The 26,985-nt window shown below is 76.2% G+C and carries 21 protein-coding genes and 1 riboswitch; of the genes, 16 read left to right on the top strand and 5 right to left on the bottom strand.

Features of this window, described 5'->3' with window-relative positions; genetic code table 11:
• Positions 1–466 precede the first annotated feature (466 nt).
• The 6 genes from AB0R04_RS18060 (at position 467) to AB0R04_RS18085 (ending at position 10,081) form a co-directional block, all read left to right on the top strand.
• On the top strand, positions 467–3,676 hold the full coding sequence (locus AB0R04_RS18060; protein WP_363372228.1) for a lanthionine synthetase LanC family protein: 3,210 nt from the start codon (positions 467–469) through the stop codon (positions 3,674–3,676).
• Positions 3,673–5,670 carry an alpha/beta fold hydrolase gene (locus AB0R04_RS18065; protein ID WP_363372230.1) on the top strand — a complete coding sequence of 666 codons (1,998 nt, stop codon included), beginning with the start codon at positions 3,673–3,675 and terminating at the stop codon, positions 5,668–5,670. The genes AB0R04_RS18060 and AB0R04_RS18065 overlap by 4 nt, the downstream gene beginning before the upstream one ends.
• Positions 5,671–5,931: 261 nt before the next feature.
• Positions 5,932–6,075 (top strand): VenA family class IV lanthipeptide, encoded by a 144-nt coding sequence (locus AB0R04_RS18070; RefSeq protein ID WP_159398410.1) that lies wholly within the window; start codon positions 5,932–5,934, stop codon positions 6,073–6,075.
• 123 nt (positions 6,076–6,198) lie between these two features.
• Positions 6,199–7,854, top strand: a complete 1,656-nt coding sequence (locus tag AB0R04_RS18075) for an ABC transporter ATP-binding protein (protein WP_363372233.1) — start codon at positions 6,199–6,201, stop codon at positions 7,852–7,854.
• 59 nt (positions 7,855–7,913) lie between these two features.
• Positions 7,914–9,740 carry an ABC transporter ATP-binding protein gene (locus AB0R04_RS18080; protein WP_363372236.1) on the top strand — a complete coding sequence of 609 codons (1,827 nt, stop codon included), beginning with the start codon at positions 7,914–7,916 and terminating at the stop codon, positions 9,738–9,740.
• A gap of 167 nt (positions 9,741–9,907) precedes the next feature.
• Positions 9,908–10,081: a hypothetical protein gene (locus tag AB0R04_RS18085; RefSeq protein ID WP_363372238.1), complete on the top strand. Its 174-nt coding sequence runs from the start codon at positions 9,908–9,910 to the stop codon at positions 10,079–10,081.
• A 135-nt stretch (positions 10,082–10,216) separates the two neighbouring features.
• Here the strand turns inward: AB0R04_RS18085 and AB0R04_RS18090 are convergent, their stop codons facing one another.
• On the bottom strand, positions 10,217–11,308 hold the full coding sequence (locus AB0R04_RS18090) for an alcohol dehydrogenase catalytic domain-containing protein (RefSeq protein WP_363372240.1): 1,092 nt from the start codon (positions 11,306–11,308) through the stop codon (positions 10,217–10,219).
• A 176-nt stretch (positions 11,309–11,484) separates the two neighbouring features.
• On the opposite strand from AB0R04_RS18090, the gene AB0R04_RS18095 reads away from it, so the two are divergent.
• The 4 genes from AB0R04_RS18095 (at position 11,485) to AB0R04_RS18110 (ending at position 15,573) form a co-directional block, all read left to right on the top strand.
• Complete coding sequence (locus tag AB0R04_RS18095) at positions 11,485–12,141, top strand: class I SAM-dependent methyltransferase (protein ID WP_363372242.1); 657 nt, start codon at positions 11,485–11,487, stop codon at positions 12,139–12,141.
• 185 nt (positions 12,142–12,326) lie between these two features.
• A complete protein-coding gene (locus tag AB0R04_RS18100) occupies positions 12,327–13,472 on the top strand; it encodes a hypothetical protein (RefSeq protein ID WP_363372243.1) in 1,146 nt (381 codons plus the stop codon).
• 7 nt (positions 13,473–13,479) lie between these two features.
• A complete protein-coding gene (locus AB0R04_RS18105) occupies positions 13,480–14,457 on the top strand; it encodes an N-acetylmuramoyl-L-alanine amidase (RefSeq protein WP_363372245.1) in 978 nt (325 codons plus the stop codon).
• 195 nt (positions 14,458–14,652) lie between these two features.
• Positions 14,653–15,573: a hypothetical protein gene (locus tag AB0R04_RS18110; protein ID WP_363372247.1), complete on the top strand. Its 921-nt coding sequence runs from the start codon at positions 14,653–14,655 to the stop codon at positions 15,571–15,573.
• Positions 15,574–15,703: 130 nt separating this feature from the next.
• Here AB0R04_RS18110 and AB0R04_RS18115 read toward each other — a convergent pair whose 3' ends face one another.
• From AB0R04_RS18115 to AB0R04_RS18125, 3 genes are all read right to left on the bottom strand, one after another.
• Positions 15,704–16,765 carry a prenyltransferase gene (locus AB0R04_RS18115; RefSeq protein ID WP_363372249.1) on the bottom strand — a complete coding sequence of 354 codons (1,062 nt, stop codon included), beginning with the start codon at positions 16,763–16,765 and terminating at the stop codon, positions 15,704–15,706.
• On the bottom strand, positions 16,762–17,511 hold the full coding sequence (locus AB0R04_RS18120; protein WP_363372252.1) for a methyltransferase domain-containing protein: 750 nt from the start codon (positions 17,509–17,511) through the stop codon (positions 16,762–16,764). The genes AB0R04_RS18115 and AB0R04_RS18120 overlap by 4 nt, the downstream gene beginning before the upstream one ends.
• Positions 17,512–17,634: 123 nt before the next feature.
• Positions 17,635–18,945, bottom strand: coding sequence for a glycosyltransferase family 4 protein (locus AB0R04_RS18125; protein ID WP_363372255.1), 1,311 nt, complete (start codon positions 18,943–18,945; stop codon positions 17,635–17,637).
• A 320-nt stretch (positions 18,946–19,265) separates the two neighbouring features.
• Between AB0R04_RS18125 and AB0R04_RS18130 the strand changes: the two genes are divergently transcribed.
• The 6 genes from AB0R04_RS18130 to AB0R04_RS18155 all read left to right on the top strand — a co-directional run bounded on the left by AB0R04_RS18130 (position 19,266) and on the right by AB0R04_RS18155 (position 25,659).
• Positions 19,266–19,829, top strand: coding sequence for a TetR family transcriptional regulator (locus AB0R04_RS18130; RefSeq protein ID WP_244293606.1), 564 nt, complete (start codon positions 19,266–19,268; stop codon positions 19,827–19,829).
• A 103-nt stretch (positions 19,830–19,932) separates the two neighbouring features.
• Positions 19,933–20,008: riboswitch (cobalamin riboswitch) on the top strand.
• Positions 20,009–20,125: 117 nt separating this feature from the next.
• Positions 20,126–21,370: a prenyltransferase/squalene oxidase repeat-containing protein gene (locus AB0R04_RS18135; protein ID WP_363372257.1), complete on the top strand. Its 1,245-nt coding sequence runs from the start codon at positions 20,126–20,128 to the stop codon at positions 21,368–21,370.
• Positions 21,367–22,065 carry an SCO2322 family protein gene (locus tag AB0R04_RS18140; protein ID WP_363372260.1) on the top strand — a complete coding sequence of 233 codons (699 nt, stop codon included), beginning with the start codon at positions 21,367–21,369 and terminating at the stop codon, positions 22,063–22,065. Before AB0R04_RS18135 ends, AB0R04_RS18140 begins: the two co-directional genes overlap by 4 nt.
• A 53-nt stretch (positions 22,066–22,118) precedes the next feature.
• Positions 22,119–23,222 carry a CbiQ family ECF transporter T component gene (locus AB0R04_RS18145; RefSeq protein ID WP_363372263.1) on the top strand — a complete coding sequence of 368 codons (1,104 nt, stop codon included), beginning with the start codon at positions 22,119–22,121 and terminating at the stop codon, positions 23,220–23,222.
• Positions 23,219–24,829, top strand: coding sequence for an ATP-binding cassette domain-containing protein (locus AB0R04_RS18150; RefSeq protein ID WP_363372265.1), 1,611 nt, complete (start codon positions 23,219–23,221; stop codon positions 24,827–24,829). Before AB0R04_RS18145 ends, AB0R04_RS18150 begins: the two co-directional genes overlap by 4 nt.
• Positions 24,826–25,659 carry an ECF transporter S component gene (locus tag AB0R04_RS18155; protein ID WP_363372267.1) on the top strand — a complete coding sequence of 278 codons (834 nt, stop codon included), beginning with the start codon at positions 24,826–24,828 and terminating at the stop codon, positions 25,657–25,659. The genes AB0R04_RS18150 and AB0R04_RS18155 overlap by 4 nt, the downstream gene beginning before the upstream one ends.
• Positions 25,660–25,686: 27 nt before the next feature.
• Here the strand turns inward: AB0R04_RS18155 and AB0R04_RS18160 are convergent, their stop codons facing one another.
• Entirely contained in the window at positions 25,687–26,514 is an 828-nt protein-coding gene (locus AB0R04_RS18160) for a helix-turn-helix domain-containing protein (RefSeq protein WP_363372270.1), read from the bottom strand.
• Positions 26,515–26,985 lie beyond the last annotated feature (471 nt).

Genomic DNA, 26,985 nt, shown 5'->3' on the forward strand with positions numbered 1-26,985 from the left:
GCCCGGGAGGGGCCGGCGCCGGTCGCACGCGCCCGCGCGCCCGGCGCCCACTGCTCACACGGGAGCCCTCGCACGAATTCGAAACCGCTTCCTGATCACCCTTACGAGTGAAGTGACCGGCTCTACGTTGAGCCACTCCCGCCTCGAAAGTAACTTCAGTCCTGCGAACGGGAGTTGCCCCGACAGTTGCCCCGACCGGGGGTCGGGAAGGCGCTCCGCCGGACACGGGCCCTGGCGAGACCGGGCCCGGGGCGGGCACGGCCGGGGCTCCTGCCCCAGGCGCGGCACCGCCGTACCAGGGCGGTGCGCCGCACCGGGGCGGCACGCCACACCGAGGCGGCACTCCCGTTCAGGGGCGGCACTCCCGCTCCTTCCGAGGAAACCGATCAGGCCGGGCCGCACGCCCGGGTGCCGGAGCAGGTGGGCACCCGCGGGCGGCGGACGAGACGAAGGGATGTGGTGGCGAATGGCGGCGGGCACATCGCTGCGTACGGCCGGGGGCGGGGAATCGGCGGGCCACGGGCCGGATGCGGCCGGACCGTGGCCGGAGACGACGCGGGCGGCGCTGGCGGAGGCCGGCGGCCGGGGAGGCGGCGGCGACTGGGAGGTCACCGCCGGGGGCTTCTGGTGCACGGCCAGGCCGCCCGCGTCGGTTCCACTCCCGGAGCAGGGCTGGAAGCTCCACGTCAGCGCGGCCTCGGCGGCGGGCGAAGCCGTGCTCGCGGCCGTCGTACGGGCTCTCGCCGACGACCCGTGCCCGTTCAAGTTCGCCGCCGGGGAGCAGCGGCTGCGCGAACTCAACTCCCGTAACAGCGATCGGGGTTCGGCGGGCAAGTTCATCACCGTCTACCCGGCCGACGACGCCCAGTTCCGGCGGCTGGCCGCCGGACTCGACCGGGCCACCGCCGGACTGCCCGGGCCCGTCGTGCTCTCCGACCGCCCCTACCGGCCCGGCAGCCTGGTCCACTACCGGTACGGCGCCTTCGCGGCCCGCGCCGAGCTCGGCCACGACGGGGAGTACCGGTCCGTCCTGCACGGGCCGGACGGCGAACGGGCCGAGGACGTGCGCGGCGCCTCCTACCGGGCGCCGTCCTGGGCCAGCGACCCGCTGGAGACCGGTGCGGCCCGGCCGGGGGTTAAACGCGGCACGGGCGTGCTGCTCGCCGAGCGGTACGCGATCACCGCCGCCGTACGGCACAGCACCAAGGGCGGGGTCTTCCTCGGCCGGGAGGCCGCGAGCGGCGCCGAGGTCGTGGTCAAGCAGGCCCGCGCACACATCGAGATCGACCGGGCCGGCACCGACGCCCGCGACGCCCTACGGCACGAGGCCGCCCTGCTGACCCGGCTGGACGGGCAGGGCCTGGCACCCCGCCCGATCGAACTGATCGAACAGGACGACTCCGTCTTCCTCGTGCAGGAACGAATCGCCGGACAGCCGCTCGGCGCGTGGGTCGCCGCCCGGCTGCGGCGCGACGGCAGCCCCGACGTCGACTGGGCCGAAGCCGGACCGGTCGCGCACGCCCTCCTCGACCTCGTCGAGCAGGTGCACGCCCAAGGACTCGTCCTGCGCGACCTCTCCCCCGGCAACGTGATGGTCCGCCCCGACGGCCGCCTCCGGCTCGTCGACCTCGAACTCGCCGCCGAAACCGGCCGCCCCGCCGGCTCCGCCGGCACCCCCGGCTACCGCGCCCCCGAACAGGGGCCCGGCCGGCTCGGCCTCGTCCACGACGGCACCTGCGTCGCCGACCCGGCCGCCGACCTGTACGCCCTCGGCGGCCTGCTCTTCCTCCTCGCCACCGGCCACGACCCGCTACTCCCGGACGACCTCCCCCGGGCCCGCCCGGTCACCGAGCGCCTCGGTCGCTGGCTCGCCCTCGCCGCCCGCACCGGCACCACCGCCCGCCGCCTCGCCCCCGCCGTCCTCGGCCTCCGGGCCGAACAGCCGGGGCAGCGCTGGAGCCTCGCCCAGGTCAGGGCGGAACTCGCGGGCGGAGCCACTGCGGGCGCCCGGCGCAGCGATGACACACGCCCGGGCGGGGCTCCCGGTGCCGCGCACGGGCATGAGACCACCGCCGCCGTCACCCCCCTGTGGCAGGCCCCGAACCGGCGGACCGCGCACACCCGGCACCCCGACGGCCCCCATGCCACCGGCCCGACCGGCGACGCCGCCACCGCACCCCCGCAGCGAGCCGCCGACGACAGTGCCGCGCCCGCCAGGGCCGGTGCCATGCGGGCCGCCGCCGCTCCGCCGTGGCACGCTGCGGCCCACCGGGCCACGCCCGCCGAGCACTCCGCCGACGCCCACGACGACCGTTCCGTGACCGACCCGACCGACCCGACCGACCCGACCGCCACGACCGGCGGCCCCCGGGCTGCCGTCCGACCCGACGGCGCCGCTGCGGACGCCGCCTGCCGCGCGTCGGCCGGCCTCCTCGACCGGGTGCTGTGCGACGGCCTGCGGCAACTGGCCGTCACGGCCACGCCGCTGCGGCGGGACCGGTTGTGGCCGGTCGTGCCCGCCGGGGAGCGGACGGACCCGTGCAATGTGCAGCACGGCGCCGCCGGGGTGCTGGCGGTGCTGGCACGGGCGGTGGCGGCGGAGGGCCTGCCGGGCGGGGTGCGCGCGGAGGCCGCGCGGACGGCACGGACGGCCGCCGGGTGGATCGAACAGCGCCTGGCCGCCGAGCCGGTGGTGCTGCCCGGGCTGCACTTCGGGCGGTCGGGGACGGCCTGGGCGCTGCTGGACGCCGCCCGGGCGCTGGGCGACGAGGGGCTGGCCGTTCGGGCCGCCGCGCTCGCCCGGCGGATCCCCGTCGAGTGGCCCAACCCCGACGTCTGCCACGGCGCGGCCGGCTCCGGGTTCACCCAACTCCGCTTTGCGGCGGCAGACATCACCTCCCTCGACCCGGACTTCCTCGACCGCGCCGCCCACTGCGGCCACGCCCTGCTCGCCGCCGCCCGGCACGAGCCGTACGGGCGGGTGTGGCCGGTGCCGGCGGACTTCGACTCGGCGCTCGCCGGGATCACCCACCTCGGCTTCGCGCACGGCGTGGCCGGTGTGGGCGCCTTCCTGCTGGCCGCCGCCGAGGCGACCGGCGACCGCGACCTGCTCGCCGGCGCCGTCGAGGCCGGGCACACACTCGCCGCGACCGTCCGCTGGGACGCGCCGCGCGAGAGCGCCTGGTGGCCGCAGAGCGCGGACGATCCGGACCGCATCCGGCTGGCGCACTGGTGCAGCGGCTCGTCCGGCGTGGGCACCTTCCTGCTGCGGCTCTGGCGGGCCACCGGCGACGCCACCGCGCACGGGCTGGCGTTGGCCGCCGGGCGGGCCGTACTGGCCGGGCGCTGGCACGGCGGGGTGAGCGCCTGCCACGGCCTGGCCGGCGACGGCGAGTACCTGCTCGACCTTGCCGAGGCCGCCGCCGAGCCCGAATTCCGCTCCGGTGCCGAGGAGTTGGCGCACCTGGTCGCTTCCCGGTCGGCGCTGCGGGGCGGCCTGCTGGTGCTGCCGGACGAGACCGGGACGGGCTGCGCGGCCGGCTACGGCACCGGCGCGGCGGGCGCGTTGGCCTTCCTGCTGCGGCTGCGGCACGGCGGCCCCCGGCTCTGGGTGGATCCGGTGCCGCCCGCCGTACGCCGGTTCCAGGGCGCGGGCAGCGGGGTGAGCGGGGCATGAACGTGGCCACCCGGACCGTCGCGCAGGCGCTGCGCCGACTGAGTTTCACCTTCTCCGCCGACGGCGGTCACGCCGCCTGCCTCGCCTCGGCCGCCGACGGCGGCTGGTACGTGGAGAGTTGGCGGCTGCCGTCGGACGGCGGGCCGGCCACTCCGCTGGCCTTGCCGCTGCCCGGCAACCGGTCGGAGAGCCTGCGTTCGCAACTGGTCGCGCTGCCGGACGGCTCGGTGCTGGTCTGCCGGCACGACGGCGAGCGGCACGACCTGGTCCGCCTCTCGTACGGCGAGAACGGCGCCGTGGAACAGCAGGTGGCCACGATCCGGATGCCCGGGCTGCGGCTGCTGCCGGTCCCGGCGCCCCCCGGGGCCGGTCCGCGCACGCCGGTGGCGCTCGCCCTCGGGACGGACACCCGCCCGGCGACCACCGCCTGGCTGGTGCGGACGGACGGCAGCGAGCCCGAACGGGTCGCCGAGATCCCGGGGTTGCACGGCGGCGGCGCCTGGCTGGACCACGCCGGGGCGCTGCTGGCGCTGGACCGGGTGAACGCGGGGCTCGTCCGCACCGTGGTGCTGGACCTGCGCAGCGGCACGACCACCCCGCTGCTGGAGATCGGCGAGCGCAGCAACGACCGGCTGGTGCTGTTCGACCCGGACAGCCGGTTCGCGATGGTGCGCAGCGACGCGCCGGGCACCGACCGGCTCGGCTGGGGCGTGCTGGGCGGCGGCGAACCGCTGCGGTTCCCGGAGTGCCTGCACGTCGCGGGCATGTTCCTGCGGCCGGTCGCGCTGCGGCGGACGGCGGACGGCCCGCAGGTGGCGGTGCAGGTCGACCACGGCGCCGGCTCCGCGCTCGCCCTGTGGCGGGCCGCCGCCGGCCGGCTGGACCAGCTGCCGGTGCCGCCCGGCCGGCTCGGCGCGGTCGGGCACTGGGGCGGGGCGGCGCTGCGACTCCCCTACTCCTCGCCCGACCACCCGGCGGCGCTGGCCGCCCTGAACGTGGACGCGCTGCTGGCGCACGGCCCGGCGAAGCCCGGGTCCGGCCCGATGCCGATGCCGCTGCCACTGCAACTGGCGCCGCTGGGCTCCGGCCTGCCCGGCCCGTGGCGGGACACCGTGCTGCCCTGGCAGCCCGGCGGTCCGCGCACCCCCCGTACCCAGCCGCCGGGTTGGCGGGTGGACGGCAGCACCGCACCCGGGGACGGCGGCCGCTGGCAGCCCGCACAGAGCCTCGAACTCGCCGGTCCGGCCGGGCCGTTGGAGGCCGTGGTGTACGGCGGGGACACCTGGCTGAGCAGCCCGCACCTGGTGCTGGCGCTGCACGGGGGCCCGGCGGACGCCTGGCGGCTGGAGTTCGACCCGGCCCTTCAGCGGATGGCCGCCGAGGGCCTGGCCGTGATCGCACCGAACCAGCGCGGCTCCACCGGCTACGGGGTGGCGCACGCGATGGCCATCCGGGGCGCCTGGGGCGGGCCCGACCTGGACGACGTGCTGTACCTGCTGGACGGCATCGCCGGCCAGCGCGCGGCGCTCGGGCTGGAGCCGCCGGCCCTGTTCGGGGTCAGCTACGGCGCGTTCCTGGCGCTGCTGGCGGCCGCGCACGCGCCGGCCGAGCAGGTGTCCCGCTGCGCGGTGGTCGCGCCGTTCCTGTCCGGCGCCCGGCTGCTGGCCGAAGCGGCAGCCCCCGTAAGGGCGTTGACCACCCGGCTGGCCGGCGACGAGCCGATCACCGACGCCCGCGGCCCGCGCGACGTCCTCCAGCTGGCGCACCGGCTGAGCGCCCCGCTGCTGGTGGTGCACGGCAACCGGGACGAGGTCGTGCCGGTGAGCCAGTCCCGTTCGCTGCGGCACGAGTTGCTGCGGATCGGCCGGGTCGAGGGCTCGGACTTCCGGTACGTCGAGGCGGCCGGATCGGGCCACGAGGTGCTCGCCGAGGAGGGCGCGGCCGTGCTGCACGAGCTGCTGGCCGCGTTCCTGCGGACCGGCCGACCGGGCTGACCGGAGCCCCGGCACCTCGGTACGTCGACCCCTCGACTCCTCGACTCCTCAGGACGTCGACACGTCGGTACCTCGACATCTCAGGACGTCGGCACCTCGACACCTCGACATCTCAGAACGTCGACACCTCACCACACAGACTCCCGGGCCCGACGCGGCCCGGGGCACCACCCCGGCGCGGCGGACCGAGCCGGCCGGGGGCGACACCCGATGCCCGCAGGCAGACCGCGGCGGGCGTAGTTCCAGGGGAGGAACCCGATCATGGAGAACATGGTGGACTTCGAGACCGACCTCGCGGCGCTGCAGGACCTGCCGGAGACCGAGTCCGTCGAGCTGACCGGCCACGGCGCCGGCTGCCAGTACACCTGTCTCATCCTCACCTGCCTGATCTTCACCAACAGCTGATCCAGGCGGTGAGCCGTGGGTGCCGTCCCCGCCTGTCCGGACAGGCGGGGACGGCACCGTCCGTTTCCCTGCATGTGCCCGACCCCCCGCCCCCCGACCCGACGTTCCGACGGGAGCTCCGACTTGCCCCGCCGCCCCACCGGCTGGACCCTCGCACTCGGCATCGCCCTGCCGGTCGAGGCCGCCACCACGCTCGCCCTGCCCGCCGTCCTCGCCGCGGCCGTCGACGCCGCCCTCGGCCACCGGCCCGGGCCCGGCGCCTTCGTGCGGCTCGCCCTCGTCCTGGGCGTGGCCGCCGCGGCCAATGCCACTGCCGCCGCGGCCGGCCCGGCCTGCTCCGCCGAGGCCACCGCCGCCCTGCGCGGGCGCCTCGTCCGCCACCTGCTCGCCCTCGGACCCGGCGGCCGGCTCCGCCACGGACCACCGCCCGGCGACCTCGCCGCCCGCCTGCTGGGCTCGGCCGGCGACGCGGGCGGCCGGCTGCCCGCCGTCCTCGGCGCGGCCACGGCGCTGCTCACCTCGGCGGGCGCGATCGTCGGGCTCGGGCTGCTGTCGCCGTGGCTGGCGCTCGCCTTCTTCGCGGGCGTCGTCCCCGGCGTGGTGCTGATCCGACTCTTCCTGCGCGAGGCCGGGCCGGTGTTCGCGCGGTACCAGGAGGTCCAGGCCGACCTTGCCGCCCGGCTCAGCGGCGCCCTCACCGGACTGCGCAGCATCCACGCCGCCGGTGCCGAACAGCGCGAGGCCGCACGGGTGTTGGCGCCACTGCCGGAACTTTCCGCCGCCGGGCACGCGCTCTGGGCGGCGCAGCGGCGCACCGCCTGGCAGGCCACCCTGCTGATCGCGGTGGTCGAGGTCGCGGTGCTCGCCACCGCCGGAGCGCTCCTCGCCGACAGCACCCTGGCCCCCGGGGCGCTCGCCGCCGCGGCCGGCTGGGCGGCCCTCGGCGCCGGGCTCTTCGAGCAGGTCGAGGCGCTGGTCGCGGTGGCGCACGCCCGCGCCGGGCAGGCCCGGGCCGACGAACTGCTGGCCGTCCGCCCGGCCGAACCCGGCCGGGCGGCCCTCCCCGTCGGCGGCTACGGGGAGGTCGTCCTGCGCGGCGTGGTGGTGCGCGACGGCGACCGGGTGCTGCTCGGCCCGCTCGACCTGACGATCCCCGGCGGCCGCACGGTCGCGCTGGTGGGGCGCTCCGGCTCCGGCAAGTCGCTGCTGGCCGCGCTACCCGGGCGGCTGCGCGACCCCGACGAGGGCGCCGTACTGATCGACGGTGTCCCGGTGGACGCGCTGGCCCCGTCCGAACTGCGGCACGCGGTCGGCTACGCCTTCGCCCGCCCCGCCCTGGTCGGCCGTACGGTCCGCGACGCGCTGGCCGGCGCCGGCCCCGCCGAGGCTGCGGCCGCCCGCGCGGACGGCTTCCTCCAGCGACTGCCCCGGGGCTGGGACACCCCGCTCGACGAACTCCGGCTCTCCGGTGGCGAACTGCAACGCCTCGGCCTGGCCCGGCTCCTGGCCCGGCCCGCCCGGGTCGTCGTCTTCGACGACGCCACCTCGGGACTGGACCTCGCCACCGAGTACCAGGTCAGCGAGGCCCTCGACCGCGCCACCCTCGGCCGCACCCGGCTGGTGGTCGCCCACCGCGCCGGCGTCGCCGCCCGCGCCGACCTCGTCGCCTGGCTCGACGCCGGCCGCCTGCGCACCCTCGCCCCGCACACCACCCTCCTCGCCGACCCCGACTACCGCGCCGCCCTGTCGGACACCGCCCTCCAGACGGCCTCCGCCTGATGGCCCGCCACCGCGCCCCGTCCGACGGCGGCGCAGGAAGTCGGCCCGCTCGACTTCCTGTGCACCCAGCCGCCCCGGCGCCACCCGGCCCGAGACGTCGGCGCCGGCCCGGCGCGGGCCGACTGCCCGGCACCGGAAGTCGGCGGCGCCGACTTTCCACGTCCGCCTCCCCCGGATGGGCGCTGCTGTTCCGGCACCTGGCCGTCACGCGCGGGCCGCTGCTCCGGCTGCTCGGCTGGTCCGGGGTGGAGGCGCTGCCGCCGCTGCTGTCCGGGCTGTTCGTCTCGGCCGCCGTCGACCAGGGGTTCCTGGCCGGGCGGCCGGGGGCCGGGGTGGCCTGGCTGGCCGGGTTCGGCGCCGCGATGGCCGTCCGGGCGTACGCGGCGCGGGCCGGGTTCCCGCATCTGGCGGGGGTGGTGGAGCCGTTGCGGGACGCCCTGGTCGAGCGGGTGGTCCACAGCGCGCTCACCCGACCGTCGGCGGATCCGGCCGAGGTCGCCCGGCTCACCGAACAGGTCGAGTCCGCACGGCAGTTGACCGCCACCCTGCTGCGCACCCTGCGCGGCGTCGGGGTCACCCTGGTCGCCGCCCTGGCCGGCCTGGCGCTGCTGGCGCCCGCCGTCCTGCCGCTGGTCCTGCTGCCGCTGCTCGCCGCCGGGTTCCTCTTCTTCCGTCTGCTGCGCCCGCTGGTGGCGCGGCGGCGCGCGGTCGTGCTCGCCGAGGAGCGGCTGGCCGCCGAGGCGGGGCGGGCGCTGCACGGGTTGCGCGACGTGCAGGCCACGGGCACCCGGGATCAGGTCGCCGAGGCGCTGACCGGGGCCGCCCGGGCGAGCGCCGCCGCCGCCCGCGCCCTGGGCCGGGCTTCGGCCCTGCGCGCGCTGGTCGTGGCCCTCGGCGGTCGGCTGCCCGTCCTGGCCGTTCTCGCCGCCGCGCCGTGGCTGCTCACCCGCGAGGCCCTGACCCCCGGCGAACTGCTCGGCGTCGCGACCTATCTGCTGCAGCAACTCGACCCGGCGGTCAGGACGTTGGCGGGTACGGTCGGCGGCTGGCTGCTCAACCTCGCCGTCGTCCTGGACCGCCTGGCCGCCACCACGAGCGACCCCCCGGCGGACGCCGCCCCCAGCGCGCTGCCCGGGACAGCCCCGGGGCAGGAGCCGGAGGTGCGGGTCAGCGGGTTGGGGTTCGGGCACGGCGGGGCCGGGGCGCCGGTGCTGGAGGGGCTGGAGTTCGGGTTCGGGCCCGGGGAGCACGTGGCCGTGGTGGGGGTGAGCGGGGCGGGGAAGTCGACGCTGGCGGCCCTGCTGGCCGGGGTGCTGGCGCCGACGGGCGGGGCCGTGTCGGTGGGCGGGGTGCGGCCGGACGGGCTGGCGGGGGCGGCGCGGGCGCGGCTGGTGGCGCTGGTGCCGCAGGAGGCGTACGTGTTTCCGGGGCCGGTGCGGTCCAACCTGACCTGGCTCTCCCCGGAGGTCACGGAGGAGCAACTCGCCCGTGCCGTCCGCTTGCTGGGGGCCGATCGGCTGGTCGCGCGGCTGGGCGGCCCGGAGGCCGTCCTGCGCGATCCGGGCGTGTTGTCGGGCGGGGAGCGGCAGCTGCTCGCGCTGGTGCGGACGTATCTGTCGCCGGCGCCGGTCGTGGTGCTGGACGAGGCGACCTGCCACCTGGACCCTCGTGCGGAGGAGCGGGTCGAGCGGGCGTTCGCCTCCCGGCCCGGGACTCTCGTCGTGGTCGCACACCGGATCAGCTCGGCCCTGCGCGCGGACCGGGTGCTGCTGCTGGACGGCGGACGGGGGGTGCTCGCCCGGCACGGCGATCTTCAGGTGCTGTCCCCGCTGTACCGCGAGTTGGTCGGTCACTGGCTGGGTTCGACGGCAGGTCGCGCGTCATGATCTCGATAGGATCTCGTCCGTTCCGGCCGTTATGGTGGCCGGGGCACGGGCCGCGATCACCGGCTGTGGCGCGTACCGAGCGCCCGATCGGGGACCCGACCGCGCGCCGCCAAGCGCCGGCCGGGCGCCGATGACCTGCACCCTCCGCACGGAAAAGACGATTTCTGATGTCCGACACCCTCACCGACACCACCGGACCCACGGCCAACGGGACCGACGCCGACGAGAGCACCGCCTGGGACGCCTCGTCGCACGGCCGGCACCGGGGCCGGTCCGCCGCCGACGACAAGCCCGAGGCCGACCCGCACGGCCGGCACCGCGCCGCGGCGGACCGGGGCTGAGCACACCCGCACCGGGAGGGCCCGTCGGGGGGAGCACCCCCCCGGCGGGCCCTCGTCGCGTCCTGGGTCCTGGGTTCGGGGTCCTGGGTTCGGGGTCCTGGGTTCGGGGTCCTGGGTTCGAGGAGGGCGCGCGGCTCAGCGCCCCAGCGTCACGACCGTCCGCAGCGCCTCGCCGCTGCGCATCTGGGCGATCGCCTCGTTGACGTCCGCCAGGTCGACGCGGTGGCTGATCATGCCGTCGAGGTCGATCCGCCCGGCCCGCCACAGGTCGACGACCAGGGCGATGGTGCGGGCCACCGGCGCCCCGCCGTAGAGCGAGGGCAGCAGGCGCTTCTCGTTGAAGAACAGCTCGCCCATGGTGAACTGCGCGAGGTCGTCCTGCGCGCCGGCGCCGATCACCACGACCGCGCCGCCGCGCCGGGCCGCGTCGTAGCCGGCCCGGACGGTCGCGGACCGGCCGACGGCCTCGAAGACGTAGTCGAAGCCGCCGCCGGGCAGGCCCTTCGCCGTCGCCTTGAGGTCCTCGGGGGCGATCGCCTCGGTCGCGCCGAAGGCCAGTGCCCGCTCGCGGCGCGAGACGACCGGGTCGACGACGGTGATCCGGGCGGCGCCGCAGACCCGGGCGCCCTGCACGGCGGCGACCCCGACCCCGCCCGCGCCGATCACCGCGACGGAGGCGCCGGGTTCGACCCGGGCGGTGTTGACGGCGGCGCCGACGCCCGTGGTCACCCCGCAGCCGATCAGCGCGGCGACCTCGTACGGCAGGTCGGCGGGCACCTTGATGACGGCGTCCGCGGCGACCACGACCTCCTCGGCGAACGCCCCGGTGCCGTAGAACCCGGAGGCCTCGACCGCCGCGCCGCCGTCCTCGAAGCGGAAGCCGGGCGCGCCGAGCCGCCGCAGGCTGGCGATGCACAGGTGGCCGCGGCCTCGCTCGCAGTGCGCGCAGCGGCCGCAGGGCGCCATCCAGCAGAGCACCACGCGGTCGCCGGGGGCGAGGCCGGCCACGCCCTCACCGACCTCCACGACCTCCCCGGCCCCCTCGTGCCCGGGGACGAACGGCGCGGGCTGCGGCAGGACGCCGCTCATCGCCGAGAGGTCGGAGTGGCAGAGGCTGGCGGCGCGCATCCGGACCCGTACGGCGCCCGGCCCGAAGCCGACGGCCGTCACGTCCTCCCGGACGTCGAGGGTCTCCTGGCCGGTCTTGTGCAGGACGGCTGCGCGCATGGGGCTGCTCCCGGTGTGCCTCGTGTGCTCGGTTTCCACGGTCGGGCCCGATTCTGGCACGGGCGACCCGACCCGACTAGAACACGTTCCAGGGCCACTATGGTCCACCCCTCTACCGTCGAGTAGGGTCCGGGGCGAACGCGTTCGCGCACGTCCCGAGCCCGAGGAGCACCGTCATGTCCGACCTGCTGGAGAGTGTCCGCCCGGCGGCCGAGGTGCTGGCGGCGTTCGAGGCGGCCACCGGGTTCATGCCGGTGGACGAGGGGCTGGCGCTGTACGCGGCGGCGGTGACGGCGGCGCGGCGCACCGGGCTGCCGCTGCTGGAGATCGGCACCTACTGCGGCCGCTCGGCGGTCCTGCTGGCGGCGGCCGCCCGGGAGGCCGGGACGACCGCGCTGACGGTGGACCACCACCGCGGCTCGGAGGAGCAGCAGCCCGGCTGGGAGTACCACGACCCGACGCTGGTGGACCCGGAGGTGGGGCTGATGGACACCCTGCCGCGGTTCCGCCGGACGCTGCACGCCGCCGGGCTGGAGGAGCACGTGGTGGCCCTGGTGGGCCGCTCGCCGCGGATCGCGGCGCTGTGGGGGCGGCCGCTGGCCCTGGTGTTCATCGACGGCGGGCACACCGACGAGCACGCGACCGGCGACTACGAGGGTTGGGCCCCGCACCTGGCGCCGGACGGGCTGCTGGTGGTGCACGACGTGTTCCCGGACCCGGCGGACGGCGGCCAGGCCCCGTACCGGGTGTACCTGCGGGCGCTGGCCGAGGGCTTCGAGGAGGTCTCGGTGACGGGCTCGCTGCGCGTCCTGCGCCGGACCGCCGCGCGCTAGCCGCCCGCCCTAGCCGCCCACCGCCCGATCCGCCGGCCGATCCGCCGAGCGGCCCCACAGCCCTGCACGGATGCTCTAACGTCGTGCCGGAGCTGTCGGGCGGAGGTTCGAACGGTACGGTGTCCGCGCAGCACCAGGCAGAGCATCGGCGGACGGTGGGGGCTAACGGTGGGGGCTAGCGGCACATGACGGACCAGCACAACACCGCTCCGGCAGTCTGGGACCCCACCGCGCGCGGCGGCGCGGGCGGCTGGGTGCGCGGCCCGCAGCGACCCGCCGAGCCCACCCCGGCGCAGCCCGCCGCCGGCGCCGTCGGGGACCAGGGCCCGCCGCTGGGCGCCCGCCCCTACCTGGCCGCCCCGCAGCCGCCGTCCGTGCCGCCGCCGGCGCCGTTCCCCTCCCACGCCTCCGCGCAGACCCCGGGCCCCGGCTACGTGTCCGGCGAGGCCCCCGGCCCCGGCTACGTGTACCCGCCGCAGCCGCCCGCCGGCCCGCAGCAGCCCCCGTACGTCCCGTACCAGGGACAGCCCGACTACCCCTCCGCTTACCCCTCCGGTTACCCCGCCGACCAGCCCGCCGGCTACGAGGACCTAGACGGCGAGGACCGCCCGAGCAACCGGAAGGCGCCGCTGCTGATCGGCTTCGCGCTGCTCCTGGTGGTGGCGGTCGGCGGCGGCCTGCTGGTGGCCGCCCGGAACAGCGGCGACAAGAAGGACCAGGCCTCGCCCGCCCCGCCGTCCGCCTCCGCGACGTCCACCGGGAACCCGCCGCCGGGCCCGGCGCCCACCGGCACGGACGCCGCGCCGAACGGCGCCACCGACCCGGCCTCGTCCGCCGCGGCGCCGTCCCCGACCGCGAGCGGTGCCGGCGCCAACGCCAAGACGCAGGCGCAGGCCCTGGACGGCCTGCTCACCGAGGGCGAGAGCGCGAAGGCCCCGATCGGCAGCGCGGTCGCCAAGGTGAGCAGCTGCCCGGCGAAGGCCGACATCGAGAGCGCGGCGCAGGTGTTCGACAACGGCGCCAAGCAGCGCGACGGACTGCTGCGCAAGCTCGCCGGGCTGAGCGCCTCCGACGTGCCGGGCGGCGCGGACGCGGTGGCGTCGCTGAAGTCCGCCTGGCAGCTGTCGGCCGACATCGACCGGGCGTACGCGAACTGGGCGCGGACGGTCGCCGGCCAGGGCTGCTCGGGCTCGGCTCCGAACACCGCCGACAAGAAGCGGGCCGACGAGCTCAACCCGCAGGCCACCCAGGCGAAGAAGGACTTCGCGGGCAAGTGGAAGCCGATCGCCGACACGTACGGCCTCACCCCGCGCACCCAGGACAGGATCTGATCCACCCGTGACCGGCCCGAACTCCCGCCCGCCCCGCCGCTCCACCCTGCTGCGCGCCACCACGGCGGTGGGCGCGGCCGTTCCGCTCTGCCTGGCGGGCTGGCTGGGCTGGCAGTCCCTCGGCCACTCCGCCGCGGTGGGCGGCACCGCCGCGCCGGCCACCTCCCCGACCGGAACCACCACGCCGGGCACCACCGCACCGGAAGCCACCACCCCGGAAGCCACCGCACCGGGAACCACCACGCCGGGAACCCCCGCCCCAGCCCAGACGCCGAACACGCCCACCCCGTCGGACACCCCGGTCTCCCCCACCGCGCTCACCGGCCGCACCATCCTGCTCGACCCCGGCCACAACCCCGGCAACTCCGCGCACACCGCCGAGATCAACCGCCTGGTCGACATCGGCAACTCCCGCAAGCAGTGCGACACCACCGGCACCGAGACCAACTCCGGCTACACCGAGGCCGAGTACGCCCTGGACGTCTCCCACCGGGCCCGCGCCATCCTGGCCGCCCGCGGCGCGACGGTGGTGCTGGCGCAGGACGGCGACCGCCCGTGGGGCCCCTGCATCGACGAGCGCGCCCGGGCCGGCGCCGACGCGCACGCCGACGTGGCGCTGTCGGTGCACGGGGACGGCGGTCCGGCGGGCGGCAGCGGGTTCCACGTGATCCTCCCGGCGAAGGTGGCGGCCGGGAAGGCGGACAACGCGGCGATCGTCGAGCCCTCGCGCCGGCTCGGCCTGCTGCTGCGCGAGCACTTCCGCGCCGCGACGGGCGAGCCGTACGCGGACTACACCGCGAGCGACGGCCTGGACACCCGCTCCGACCTGGGCGGCCTGAACCTGTCCACGGTGCCGAAGGTGTTCATCGAGTGCGGTAACATGCGCAACCCGGTGGACGCCAAACGGATGACGGATCCTCAGTGGCGGCAGCGGGCGGCCCAGGGGATCGCCGACGCGCTGACGGCGTATCTGACCACCCGGTAAGGGAGTTGGGCCGGGGCGGCGGACGGCGTGCGCGCCGCCCGGGTCGCGCCTTTGGCAACGACTTCGCCCCATTCCCGGTCCCGCCGTGCACCGGCGGTGCGGTTGGGCCTAGGCTTCTGGTCCGTTCGGGAGTTTCGGCCGGTCAGCCCGACCGCACGAACCGCCGTCCACGACACGTCAACGAGGGGAACGTTAGTGAATCTGCGCGCTCTCACCAGGGGAGACGCCGCCGTCGCCGGCGCGGCCGTCCTGCTCTTCATCGCCTCCTTCCTGCCCTACTGGACGGTGGACTGCACCGGCCGGTACTGCGGCGACACGTCGCAGAACGCGTGGAGCACCCAGTTGTTCCCCATCCTGCCGTCGATCTACCTGCTCGGCATCGCCGCCGCGGTGCTGATCCTGCTGCACCGCTTCCAGGGCGAGGCCGCGGCCGGGCGCCAGGTACTCGGCCTGCGGCTGGACCAGTGGGGCATCGCCTTCGCCGTCGTCGCGCTGTGGACGGCGCTGTGGTCGCTGGCCGGTGGCCCGGCCGGCGGCAGCTTCGGGCACGGCTTCGGCGCCTGGCTCGGCCTGATCGCGCTGATCGTGCTGGCCGGTGCGGCCGCGGCCGCGCCGCTGGTGCCCGCGCTGAAGGCCCCGCTGGTCGCCGACCGTCCGGCGGCCGTCCCCTACCAGGGCGGCTACCCGGCTCCCGGCCAGCCCGGCCAGCCGGTGCAGCCCGGCCAGTACGGCTACCCGGCCCCGGGCCAGGACCCGAACCAGGCCCCGGCGTACGGCGCCCAGCCCGGTGGCTACGGCTACCCGGCGGCCGGCCAGCCGCAGCCGGTGCAGGCCGGTCAGCCGCAGGACACGGCCGCCGCACCGCAGCCGGTCCCGGCCGCGCAGCCGCAGCCGACCCCGGCCGCCCCGGCGGCCGACTTCGCACCGTTCTGGTTCGCCGTCCCGGCCCCGCGCTCGCTGGCGTCGAAGGACAACCCGGCGGGCGCCCCCGTCGGCGAGCTGGTGCCCGGCACCTGGTACCTGGCGGTCGAGCAGCGCGGCAGCGCGCTGGTCGCCCAGTTGCAGGACGGCACCGTCGGCCTGCTGGCCGACACCTCGGGCATCCAGCGCGGCTGACGCCCCCGCCAGTACGACGAAGGGGTGGGACCGGATCTCTCCGGTCCCACCCCTTCGCGTTGCCCGTACGGGCCTCAGCCGTCGTACGGGCCTCAGCCGTCCGTACCGGCATCGGCCACGGCTACGGGCCTCAGCAGCAGTCCTGGACCACCAGCCCGGCGGGCAGCTGCTCCCCGCCGAAGATCGCGACCGTCGCCGGGTCGCCGCCGAGCGCGGCGACCGCGAGCAGCAGCGCGCCGGCCGTCCAGGTGGTGCGCTCCTCCGGCCAGACGGCGTCGTCCTCGAAGACGTACCCGGTCCAGTAGGAGCCGTCCTCGTGCCGCAGGTGCTTCTGGATCCAGCGCAGGATCTCCACGGCGCGGTCGGAGCGGCCGATCGCCCAGAGCGCGAGGGCGAGTTCGGCGCTCTCGCCGCCGGTCACCCACGGGCGGTCGCTGACGCAGCGCACGCCGAGGCCGGGGACGACGAAGCGGTCCCAGTCCCGGTCGATCCGTTCCAGCGCCGCGTCGCCGCGCAACCCGGTGCCGAGCACCGGGTAGTACCAGTCCATCGAGTAGCGGCCCTTGTCGAGGAACCGCTCGGGGTGGTGGGTGATGGCGTGCCCCAGCCGGCCGGCGGCGAGCTCCCAGTCGGGCTGCGGCTCCTCCAGGTACTCGGCGATGGCCAGCCCGCAGCGCAGCGCGTGCAGCATGCTGGACGAGCCGGTGAGCAGCGCCTCGTCGGTGGCGGTGCCGTCCTCGTCGAGGCGCCAGGCGATCGGGCCGCCGGGCAGCCGCTGGCCGACGATGAAGTCCAGGGCGCGCCGGACGACGGGCCAGATCCAGTCCAGGAAGGCGTCGTCGCCGGCGCTGAGGTGGTGGTGCCAGACGCCGACGGCCACGTAGGCGCAGAAGTTGGTCTCCTTGGCCCGGTCGGTGACGGCGCCGTCGGTGTAGGCGGCGTACCAGGAGCCGTCCGGGTTCTGGGTGGCGGCGAGCCAGCGGTAGGCGGCCTCGGCGGCGGCGTGCTCGCCGGCGGTGTCGAGGGCCATGGCGGCCTCGGTGTGGTCCCACGGGTCGAGGTGGTGGCCGGCGAACCAGGGTATGGCGCCGTCGGGGAGCTGTTCGGCCAGGATGCTGCGGACGGTGCCGGCGGCCTGCTCGGCGTCGAGCACCCCGTCGAGCAGCAGTGCCTCGGGGACGGCGGCGGTCATGCGTCCACGCGCCCGGGCTCGGTCCGCCGCGGCTTGGACGCATAGGCGACGAAGCTCTTGCCGATGACCGGGTTGAGCGCCCGTTCGGCGGCCTTGGTGAGGGTGCTGATCACCGGGGTGCCGACGATGTCCCAGACCAGCAGCTGGTGGTAGGCCTTGACCGGCAGCGCCTTGTCGTTGTTCACGCCGACCGCGCACTTGATCCACCAGTACGGCGAGTGCAGCGCGTGCGCGTGGTGGGTGCCGTAGGGCTCCAGGCCGGCGTCCTTGAGCTTGCCGAGCAGTTCGTCGCCCCGGTAGATCCGGATGTGGCCGCCCTCGACCTCGTGGTACTCGTCGGACAGCGTCCAGCAGATCTTCTCGGGCAGCCAGCGCGGCACGGTGACGGCGAGCAGCCCGCCCGGCTTGAGCACGCGGAACATCTCGTTGAGCACGCCCTTGTCGTCGGGTATGTGCTCCATCACCTCGGAGATGATGATCTTGTCGAAGTAGTCGTCCTCGAACGGCAGCGCCAACGCGTTGCCCTCCATCGCGACCGCCGACGCGCCCTCCGGGGCCTCACCGGCCTGCTCCATCGCGGCGAACCACTTCTGGACCTCGGCGATCTCCTCGGCGTTCTGGTCGAGGGCGATCACGTTGGCGCCGCGGCGGTAGCACTCGAACGCGTGCCGGCCCCCGCCGCAGCCCAGGTCGAGCACCCGGTCGCCGGGGGCGAGCGGGAAGCGCGAGAAATCGACGGTCAGCACTGCAGGGCTCCCATTCCTTTTGCTACCAAGCGGACTTGACGCCGCGTCAGTTCGATCCGCTACCGCTCCACACCGGGCGGCCGGGGCCGCCGGGCGGGCGCCGCGCAGGGCGGCCGGAGCGACTCAGGGCACGTACCGCCAGCCCGGCCCGGAGCGGGCCCGGGCGCCGGCCCCGGTGGCGATCGCCGCCCGGTAGGCGTCGGCGGTCAGCTCGGCGGCCCGCGCCCAGGTGAACCGGGCCAGCACCCGCTCCCGGCCGGCCGCGCCGAGCCGGGCGCGCAGCCGCGGGTCGTCCAGCAGCCGGCCGAGCGCCGCCGCCAGCCGGTCCGGCTCCCCCGGCGGCACGGCCAGGCAGGTCTCCCCGTCCGGCCCGGCCACCTCGGGGATCGCGCCGCCGGTGGTGGCGACCAGCGGGGTGCCGGTGGCCATCGCCTCGGCGGCGGGCAGCGAGAAGCCCTCGTACAGCGACGGCACGCAGGCCACCTCGGCCGAGCGGTAGAGGTCGACCAGCTCCTGGTCGGTCAGGCCGCTGCGGAACTCGATGTGCTCCGCCAGTCCGAAGCGGCGCACCGCCTCCGCCACCGGGCCGTCCTCCTTCTGCGGCTTGCCGACCACCACCAGGTGCGCGGGGCGCTCGGTGCGCACCTTCGCCAGCGCCTCGACCAGGAACACCAGGCCCTTGAGCGGGACGTCCGCGCTGGAGGTGGTGACGATCCGTCCGGGGACGCGGGCGATCTCCTCGGAGGGCGACCAGAGCCGGGTGTCGGCGCCGATCGGCACCACCGAGATCGCGCCCGGCGCGGCGCCCAGGTGCTCGGCGATCTCGCGCTGCGAGGTGCCGGAGACGGTGATCACGTGGTCCAGCCGGGCGGCGACCCGGCGCTGCATCCGGGTGAAGGCGTACCAGCGGCGCAGCGACAGCCGCTTGACCCGGGTGGTGGCCGCGTCCAGCTCCAACTGCCGGTCCACGGTGATCGGGTGATGGATCGTGGTGACCAGCGGGAAGCCGTGCCGGGCCAGGCCGAGCAGGCCGTAGCCGAGCGTCTGGTTGTCGTGCACCACGTCGTAGCGGCCCTTGTGCCGGGCCAGGTACTGGCGGGCGCGCAGCGAGAAGGTCAGCGGCTCGGGGAAGCCGCCGGTGCGCATGGTGGCGAACTCCAGCACGTCCACCGGGCTGCGGAACTCGCCGCGGGCGGGCGTGCGGAACGGGTCCTCGGCGCGGTAGAGGTCCAGGCTGGGCAGCTCGACCAGGCGCACCGAACCGGGGCCGTCGACCTCGTCCAGCACCGGGTACGGCTGGGCACCGATCACGTCCACGTGGTGGCCGAGCCTGGCCAGCTCACGGGAGAGGTGGCGCACGTACACGCCCTGACCGCCGCAGAAGGGGTCCCCGCGGTACGACAGCAGGGCAATCCGCAGCGGCTGCGCGGTCATCCTCGGGCCCTCATCTCTAGCTGCTATTCCTGTGCTGCTGCTGTCTCTACGTTGGCGACGGCGCTGCCGCCGGTCGCTAAAGTAGATCAGGTTTCAGTGGCTGTGGAACTCGTCATCGACCATGTGAACAATGAGAGACCTCGAAGATACCGGCCCGTAGCTTTCCCTCAGGAGCCAGGGCTGGTGATTCCCGCCACGCCGACCCTGCCGACCTTGTGGAGCACGCCGCCACCCACGCGCCCCGGGAGCACTCCTTGCCGCCGCCGACCACCTCCACGAGCCCCACCACCCCTCCCCCCGCACAGCCGGGCGAGCCGCCGCTGACCGCCCGCCAGGCCGAACGCCGGCGCCGGATCCTGCGGGCCGCCACCGCCCTGGCCGCCCGCGGCGGGTACGAGGCGGTGCAGATGCGGGAGGTCGCGGAGACCGCGCAGGTCGCCCTCGGCACGCTCTACCGGTACTTCCCGTCCAAGGTGCACCTGCTGGTCGCGGTCATGCTGGAGCAGTTGCAGGGCCTCCAGGAGCACATCCGGCGCCACCCGCCGACCGACCCCGAACCGGCCCCGCGCGTCGCCGACACGCTCACCCGCGCCTTCCACGCGCTCCAGCGCGAACCGCTGCTCGCCGAGGCGATGGTCCGGGCGCTGTCCTTCGCGGACCGCTCCGTCGGCGCCGAGGTGGACCAGGTCAGCACCGCCACCGGCCAGCTCATCCTGGACGCCATCGGCCAGTCCGGGCCACCCAGTGAGAGCCAGCGCGCGGCCGTCCGGGTGATCGAGCACACCTGGCACTCCGCCCTGGTCGCCTGGCTCTCCGGCCGCGCCTCGATCGCCGAGGTCCGGGCCGACCTGCACACCGCGGCCCGGCTGCTCACCCTGCCCTGACCCTGCCCTGACTGGAACCTGTTCCTGCCCGGGCAGGAGGGGCCGGCCGCGCCCGGCGGTTAAAGTCGACGGACAGCACAACTTCATCCCGTCCCTCCCCCGGGGGAAGCCGGTGCGAATCCGGCGCTGACCCCGCAACCGTGAGCCCGGCCCCCGTGACGGCCCGGGCGAGTCGGACCGCCCGTGGAGGGGCGAGCGGCCAGCCCGGGCCCGCCACGCGCACCGCCCGGCACCGTCGAGGACTACGGAACGGCCCCGCCGGGCCACCACCGCTCACCGAAAGGCACACCTCCACCATGCTCACCGCCGCCCGCCTGGGCGCCGCCGCCCTGACCGCCGCACTCCTCGCCGGCGCCACCGCCGGACCGGCCCTCGCCGACAGCCCCGCGCCCACCCCCGCCGCCGTCCCCGACGGCCTCTACGGCAAGGGCGACCCGACGTACGACGGCGTCTGGCGGCAGTCCCTCGCGCTCACCGCGCTCGCGGCGGCCAAAACCACCCCGGCCGACTCCGCCGTCGGCTGGCTCACCGGACAGCAGTGCGAGGACGGCGGCTGGCCCTCCTTCCGGGCCGCCGGCGCCGCCTGCGACCCCAAGACCGAGGACAGCAACGCCACCGCCGTCGCCGTCCAGGCCCTCGTCGCCCTCGGCGGGCACCAGGAAGCCGTCGACAAGGGCGTCCAGTGGCTCAAGGCCACCCAGAACGCCGACGGCAGCTGGCCCTACAACCCCGGCAGCCCCGGCGACGCCAACTCCACCGGCCTCGCCGTGAACGCCCTCTTCGCCGCCAGGACCGACCCGGCCGGCGTCGCCAAGGCGGGCAAGAACGCCTTCGACGGGCTCGCCCTCTTCCAGCTCGGCTGCGCCGCCCCCGCCGACCAGCGCGGCGCCTTCGCCTACCAGCCCGACCCGTCCTCCGGTGCGCTCGCCCCCAACGCCCTCGCCAGCGCCCAGGCCTCGCTCGCCGCCGCCGGCGGCCACCTCCCGGTCGCCACCACCGCCCGCACCGACGCCGCGCCCAAGGCCCTCGGCTGCGACTCCGCCGCCTCCGCCGCGGCTGCTCCGGTCGCGCACGCCGACTCCGGCGAGGCCGCCGGGGCGTACCTCACCGCCCAGCTCGCCGCGGGCGGCAACCACCTCACCCTCACCACCCCCGGCGCCGCCCCCACCCCCGACTACAACGCCACCGCCTGGGCCGCCCTCGGCCTCATCCAGAGCGGCCACCCCCAGCAGGCCGCCGGCGCCGTCGACTGGCTCGCCAAGGAAGGCGCCGGCTGGACCAAGGGCGGCACCGACGCCGCCGCCACCGCCAGCCTCCTGCTCGTCACCCAGGCCGCCCAGCGTGACACCGCCCCGCTGACCGCCGAGCTCACCGCCCTCGGCCCGGCACCCAAGGCCACCGCCGGCCCCGCACCGACGACGGCGGCGTCCAAGAAGGACGACGGCATCGGCCAGTACTGGCCGATCATCGTCGGCCTCCTCATCGGCCTCGGCGGCGGCCTCCTCCTCAGCCTCCAGCGCAAGCGCGGCCAGAGGCTGTGACACCTCGCCCGGTCCGCCTGGGCCGCCGCGTCCTCGTCCCGCTGTTCGGTGCGGTGCTCCTGCTGGTCGCGGGGGCACCGGCGGAGGCGGCGACGGGGTACCGGTACTGGTCGTTCTGGCGCGGGGCCGACGCCGGGTGGCTGTACCAGCAGCAGGGGCCGGCCGTCGCCGTGCCGCCGAACGGGGCCGTCGACGGCTGGCGGTTCGCGGTGAGTCCGGACGGCGGGCAGCAGGCCGCGCAGCCCCGGGCGGCGGGCGACTTCGCCGCCCTCTGCGCGGACACGCCCGCGCAGGCGGGCCGCAAGCGGGTCGCCGTCGTGCTGGACTTCGGCACCGCCGCCGACTCCGGCTCGGGTTCCGGTTCGGGCTCGGGTTCCGGTTCCGGCTCCGCCGAGGCGCCGCCCGAGCAGCGGAGCGCGTGCGTCAGCGTCGTCTCGAACGCCACCTCGGCTGAGGTGCTGGCCGCCGTCGCCCCGCCGCTGCGCTACGACGCCAACGGCCTGCTCTGCGCCATCGCGGGCTTCCCGAAGGCCGGGTGCGCCGACCAGCTCGGGTCGGCGGCCAAGCCGGCCGGCCCGGCGGGCGACGGCGGCTCGGACTCCGGCCCGGACGTCGGCCTGATCGCCGGTGGCGCGCTGATCGCCGTGCTGGCCGGCGGTGCCGTCTGGCAGGCGCGCCGCCGCCGCACCTCCTGACGCCGCCTTCCCCCGTCCCATACCCCTCCGGACCCCTCCACCTGGACTGACCCATGAGCACCGCCCGCACCACCCGCCCGCCCACCGGACCCCGGCAACTGCACCCCGGGGCCTGGTGGTTGTGGGCACTCGGGCTGGGCGCGGCGGCGACCCGCACCACCAATCCGGTGATCCTGCTGCTGCTCGCCGCCGTCGCCGGGTACGTGGTCGCGGCCCGGCGCGGCGACGCGCCCTGGTCGCGTTCGTACGGCGCGTTCCTGCGGCTGGGCCTGCTGGTGCTGGGCATCCGGCTGGTGTTCGCGGTGCTGCTCGGCTCGCCCGTCCCGGGCACGCACGTGCTGTTCACGCTGCCCGAAGTGCCGCTTCCCACCTGGGCGCAGGGAGTGCGGATCGGCGGCCGGGTGACCGTGGAGGGCCTGCTCGCGGCGCTGTACGACGGGCTGCGCCTGGCCACCCTGCTGGTCTGCGTGGGCGCCGCGAACGCGCTGGCCAGCCCGGCCCGCCTGCTGCGCGCCCTGCCCGGCGCGCTGTACGAGGCGGGCGTGGCGGTGGTGGTGGCGATGACCTTCGCGCCGAACCTGGTCGCGGACGTCCGCCGGCTGCGGGCGGCCCGCCGCCTGCGCGGCCGCACCGACCGGGGGATCGCCGCCGTACTGAGCGTCGGACTCCCGGTCCTGGAGGGCGCGTTGGAGCGTTCGGTGGCGCTGGCTGCGGCGATGGACACCCGCGGCTTCGGCCGCACCGCGGACGTCCCGCGCCGGCTCGCCCGCGCGACGGCCGCGCTCACCCTGGCCGGCCTGCTCGGAATCTGCCTGGCCGCGTACGGGCTGCTGACCGCCGGCGGCGCGGGCTGGGCGCCACCGGTGCTGCTGCTGGGCCTGGCCGCCGCCTTCGCCGGACTGCTGCTCGGCAGCCGACGATCCGTCAGAACCCGCTACCGGCCCGACCCTTGGGCACTGCCCGAGTGGCTGACCGCCGGTTCGGGAGCCGCCGTCGCCGGGTTGACCATCTACCTGTCCACACGTGACCCGGCCGCCTTCGCGCCCACCGTCGTCCCGCCGACCGTCCCCGCACTGCCGCTGGCCGCCGTGCTGGCCGTACTGCTCGGCCTGGTACCGGCGTTCGCCGCCCCGACCCCGCCCCGGAGGGCTTCGTGATCACCTTCGAGCAGGTCTCCGTCCGGTACGCGGACGCCGCCGCCCCCGCCGTCGCGGACGTCGACCTGACCGTCCCCGAAGGCGAACTCTGCCTGCTGGTGGGCCCGTCGGGCTCCGGCAAGTCCACCCTGCTGGGCGCGGTCAGCGGGCTCGTCCCGCACTTCACCGGCGGCACCCTGCACGGCCGGGTCACGGTCGGCGGCCGGGACACCCGCGAACACCGGCCGCGCGAACTCGCCGACCTGGTCGGCACGGTGGGCCAGGACCCGCTGGCGCACTTCGTCACCGACACCGTCGAGGACGAACTCGCCTACGGCATGGAGTCCCTGGGCCTGCCCGCCGACGTGATGCGGCGCCGGGTCGAGGAAACCCTCGACCTGCTCGGCCTCGCCGACCTGCGCGACCGCGCCCTCACCTCCCTCTCCGGCGGCCAGCAGCAGCGCGTCGCGATCGGCTCGGTGCTCACCGTGCACCCGCGCGTCCTGGTCCTCGACGAGCCCACCTCGGCGCTGGACCCGGGCGCCGCCGAGGAGGTGCTGGCCGTCCTCCAGCGGCTCGTGCACGACCTCGGCACCACCGTGCTGATGGCCGAACACCGGCTGGAGCGCGTCGTCCAGTACGCCGACCAGGTGCTGCTGCTCACCCCGGGCGCCCCGCCCGTCCTCGGCGAGCCCGCCGAGGTGATGGCGCACTCGCCGGTGCACCCGCCGGTGGTCGGCCTCGGACGGCTCGCCGGCTGGCGGCCGCTGCCGCTGTCCGTCCGCGACGCCCGCCGCAAGGCCGCCGGGCTGCGCTCCCGGTTGGACGGTCTGCACCCGAGCGCGGCCCCTGTTCCAAGCGCTGCGACCGCCGCCCCGACCGCCGCCGCCGAGCGCCTCGCCGTCCGACGCGGCCCCGTCCAGGCCCTGCGCGGCGTCGACCTGGCGCTGCACCCCGGCGAGATCACCGCCCTGATGGGCCGCAACGGCGCCGGCAAGTCCACCCTGCTGGGCAGCCTGGTCGGCCTGCACACCCCCGCCTCCGGCCGGGTGACGGTCGGCGGCCGCACCCCGCACCGCACCCGCCCGGCCGAACTGATCCGCCAGGTCGGCCTCGTCCCGCAGGACCCGCGCGACCTCCTCTACGGCGAGAGCGTCACCGCCGAATGCACCGCCGCCGACACCGACGCGGGCGCCACCCCCGGCACCTGCCGCGCCCTGGTCGAACGGCTGCTGCCCGGCATCGCCGACACCGCCCACCCGCGCGACCTCTCCGAAGGCCAGCGGCTCACCCTCGCGCTCGCCGTCGTGCTCACCGCCCGGCCCCCGCTGCTGCTGCTCGACGAGCCGACCCGCGGCCTCGACTACGCCGCCAAGGCCCGGCTGGTGGAGATCCTGCGCGACCTCGCGACGGAAGGCCACGCCGTCCTGCTGGCCACCCACGACGTCGAACTCGCCGCCGAACTCGCCCACCGCACCGTGATCCTGGCCGAGGGCGAGATCGTCGCCGACGGCCCGACGGCCGACGTCGTCGTCTCCTCCCCCGCGTTCGCCCCGCAGGTCGCCAAGGTGCTGGCACCCGGCCCGTGGCTCACCGTCCGCCAGGTCGCGGAGGCACTGAGCGCATGAGCCGCCCTGTTCCGCTCGGCCGCCGCTCGCTGACGGCCCTGCTCCTGACCTCCCTCGTCGGGGTGGCCGCCTTCGGCTGGCCGCTGCTCGCCTCCACCAAGTCCGCCCTGGTCGGCCACGCCAACGACGCCCCCTGGCTGTTCGCCCTGCTGCTGCCGCTGCTCCTCGCCGTCGTCATCGCCCAGATCTCCGAAGGCCGCACGGCGGGCGGCGGCGCGCCCGGCCTGGACGCCAAGTCCGTGGCCCTGCTCGGGGTGCTCGCGGCGGCGGGCGCGGCACTGCGGCCGCTCGGCGCGGGCACGGCGGGGCTGGAGCCCATGTTCTTCCTCATGGTGCTGTCCGGCCGGGTACTCGGGCCGGGCTTCGGCTTCGTCCTCGGTTCGCTGTCGATGTTCGCGTCCGCGCTGCTCACCGGCGGCGTCGGGCCCTGGCTGCCGTTCCAGATGCTCGCCATGGGGTGGGTCTGCCTCGGCGCCGGTCTCCTCCCGGGCGCCGCCCGCCTGCGCGGCCGGCGCGAACTCTGGCTGCTCGCGGGCTACGGCGCGCTGGCCTCCGTCCTCTACGGCACGATCATGAACCTCCAGGGCTGGCCGTACATCGCCGGGCTCTCCGGCTCCATCTCCTTCGTCCCCGGCGACCCGCTGCCCGCCAACCTGGTCCGCTTCGCCGCCTACTGCCTCACCACATCGCTGGGCTGGGACCTCCCCCGCGCCGCCCTCACCGTCGTCCTCTGCCTCACCCTCGGCACCGCCGTCCTGCGCGCCCTGCGCCGCGCCACCCGCCGGGCCGCCTTCGACGCACCGGTGGCGTTCCGTCCGCCGGGCGGGTGAACTCCGCGTCCCCGCCCCGGGGGTCGACTACATCAAGGTCCGCAACACCCTCGGAGCCCGGCACTCCCCGCACACCTGCCCGACCCCGGCGACGGGCCGCCCGCACAAGCCGTCCCGCCCGGGACACTCATGCCGGCGCGGCCCCGACCCGCCGCCGCCGTTCGGAGTCAACGGAACGGGCGGCACCTTCGCCAACCTCCCCGCCAGCACCGCCCCCACGCTGCGCGTGACCCTCTCCGGCAAGGGCGCGGCCAGAATCCCCGCCAGCGCCTCCCCGCTCCACCCGCCCGCGAGCAACCCCTCCACCCGCGCGGCCTGATCGCACAGCGGCTTGCCCGCCAACGCCATCCTGGGCTCCCTGCGCCCGAGTTCGAGCAGCAGCGCCATGCCCGCCGTCAACTTCTCGGACGGAGGGACGGAAGGAACTTCCGCTTCCTTCACCCTCACCTTTCCGGAAGGGCTTCCCGCCTTCCCGGTGTCCGCCACCCCAGCTCCAGGCCCACCGGCGGCCGGGGACACGGGAAGCGGCGGCAGGGTATGAACCGCCTTGCCCGTCACCGGCACTTCGTGCACCGAGACGATCGTCCGCACCTGCCCCGTCACCGGATCCCGATGCGTCCACCGCACGTAATGCCCGGCCGCTTCCAGCTCACGGAGAGCCCGCGCCACCGCCGCCCGCCCCTCGACGCTCTTCGCCGCCAACGTCCGGATGTCCTCCCGCGCACCGTCCGGCAGGCTGAGCAGGTAGCTGAGCAGCCCACGCGCCGTCCAACTCAGCGAGTGCTTCCGGACGACGTGGCCGTTGTCGAGGATCGTGTACCCGGGCGAGTGCTTCGGGATACGATGAATGTGCATTCGGGAGTCCCTAACTCCTAGTGCCATTCCCCGGGGTGTTCCTGCACCGCCGGGGCTCACTTTTGCCGCGCACAGGCCGTCCCTCCGAACGCCCGCGCCGACACAATGATCACCGTAATGCGCTAACCAAGCGTCAAACTCCCCACCACATCACCCAAACGGGCGGCGCAAACGCGCACCCCCCAGCGCACCCCAACCTCACAAGCCCGGGGCGCACTTCCCAGCCCCTGCCGTCAGCCGATCACACAGCCCGGGCCATCCAGCCACACCCAGTACTCACCTGCGACGGTGTCGGCGCATTGCCCACAGTCGCCGACCGGGCCCGAAGCGGTGTCGCGCCCCGCCCCCATCAGTTCCACCGGGACACCCAATTCGCCCCACTCACACGGGCTTCCAGGTGCTCACGCCGCGCCGCCGGGTCCCAGCGGATGCCGTACCCGTGTGTCGCGGCCGGATCCAACTCCCGCACCG

Source organism: Kitasatospora sp. NPDC056731 (assembly GCF_040687675.1).
GTDB lineage: Bacteria > Actinomycetota > Actinomycetes > Streptomycetales > Streptomycetaceae > Kitasatospora.